Annotated in this window: 1 protein-coding gene; it reads right to left on the reverse strand. The window is 73.0% G+C overall.

Translation table 11 applies throughout. From position 1 onward, the window contains the following. Nucleotides 1-46: 46 nt before the first annotated feature. Nucleotides 47-1,917 (reverse strand): N-acetylmuramoyl-L-alanine amidase (locus tag ABD317_RS36415; protein WP_344296261.1); only part of this gene is annotated, 1,871 nt, incomplete at its 5' end.

Here is a 1,917-nt window from a genome sequence, read left to right on the forward strand (position 1 = left end):
CGGCGCCGCCGGTCCCGGGACCGGCGGCGCCGCGGCGCGGGACGGGTCAGAAGACCCAGCGCACGTTCACGTCCTCGGCCTTGACGAAGCCGATGCGGTGCCCGATCTGGATGATGTGGTACTTCGTCTCACCGCGGACCACCGTGCGGTCGCCCGGCGCGGAGCCGTCGAAGGACACGGAGCGGTAGTACTCGCCGGGGACCGTGCCGCCGTAGGAGTACGCCTGGCCGGCCTTGAACTCGTACGGGTGCGCGGAGATCGGCTGGTACGGGATCTCCGGCGGGTACGCCGCCTCCTCCGGGTACGCCCGCCCGTAGACCGGGACCGAGTCCCTGCCCCGCTTGGGCGTGACGATCTTCCCGGCGGTGAACTCCGCGACCCGCTCGCCCGCGGGGTTGTGGAACCAGCCCTTCAGGCCGTGGTACCAGATCGCCACCCAGTCGCCCTTGCGCTCGGCGACCGCGTACCGCTGCCCGGCCGAGGCCCGGCTGCCGATGTCGGAGACGTGCATGTCGGACGCCCGGCCGTCGGGGTGCAGGCCGATGTCCACGAGCAGCGGGGAGTCCGCGTCGGGCCGCGAGTGCAGGATCACCGACGACGAGGGCGCGGGCGGGCACGGCTCCGCGGGGTCGGAGCCCGGCTCGTAGCTGCAGCCGGTGAACCGCGGCTTGTTGTCCGCGAAGTCCGGCCTGATCAGCACCATCGACTTCGAGAACCCGCCCGGGCCGCGCAGCGGCGCCCTCAGCAGCTCGAAGTAGCGCTCCCAGTCCCAGTACGGGCCCGGGTCCCAGTGCATGCCGGGGATGTTCCCCGTGACGGTGCCGGGCACGTTGTCGTGGCCGATGATGTGCGTGCGGTCCAGCGGGATGTCGTACTTCGCCGCCAGGTAGCGCACCAGGGTGGCCGAGCTGCGCATCATCGCCTCGGTGTACCAGGTGCCCTGGTCCTTGGCGAAGCCCTCGTGCTCCAGCCCGATGGACTTGGCGTTGATGTTCCAGTTGCCGGCCTGCCAGGCGACGTCCTTGTGCTTGATGTGCTGGGCGATGTGGCCGTCGGAACTGCGCAGCGTGTACTGCCAGCTGGCCGCGCGGTTCGGGTCCTGGACCATGTTGATGACGCCGGGGTAGCGGCCCTCGGTGTCGTGGATGACGATGTACTCGATCTTCTGGTCGCGCGGCCGGTCCGCCTTGTCGTGGTTGACGTACGCCCGGATGTTGTCCGGGTCCGTCTGCCGGTACGTCGCCGGGATCCACTCGCAGCCGAGCCGGCGCGGGCACTCCACGTCCTCGTGCCGCAGCCGCGGCAGGGCGAGTTCGCCGAGCCACCGCTGCTCCGGCGCCACCGACGGGTGGGCGGCGAGCCGGACGGCGTGGCCGTCGTCGGTGGTGCGGGCGGCGCCGTCGCGGATGGTGGCGTACACCTCGTCGGCGAACGTGGCCGCGTCCTGCTCGTACGCGGCGCCCGCGTACTTCGCGACCGCGCCGTACCAGTCGGCGGGGTCGGCCGACGCCGGCGCGCCCAGGTCCTCCTGGTACGCGGCCAGCAGCGCGGCGCCGCCGGCGATGTTCTCGGCCGGCTTCGCGCGCAGCGTCGCCGCGTCGGTGCCGGTCAGCTCGGCGGCCTCGTACAGCGTGGTGAGCGCCGGGCCGAACTCCTCCTCGCCGACGGGCCGCTCGGTGTCGCCGCGGGGGTCCTCTGCGGTGCCGCCGTGGTGGTCTTCGGCGAGCACGGTGGGCGCGTCGGTCAGGTGCATGGGGCCGAAGCCGCCGTCGGTGCTCGGCTCACCCTTGTGGGTGTCCCAGCGGGACTCCAGGTACGACACGCCGAGCAGCACGCTCTCCGGCACGCCGTACTCCGCGGCCGCCGCGGCGTACGCCGCCTGCCGCGTCGCGGAGGCCGCCGCGGGGCTGTCGGCGG

This window comes from Streptomyces synnematoformans (assembly GCF_039531005.1).
Lineage (GTDB): Bacteria > Actinomycetota > Actinomycetes > Streptomycetales > Streptomycetaceae > Streptomyces > Streptomyces synnematoformans.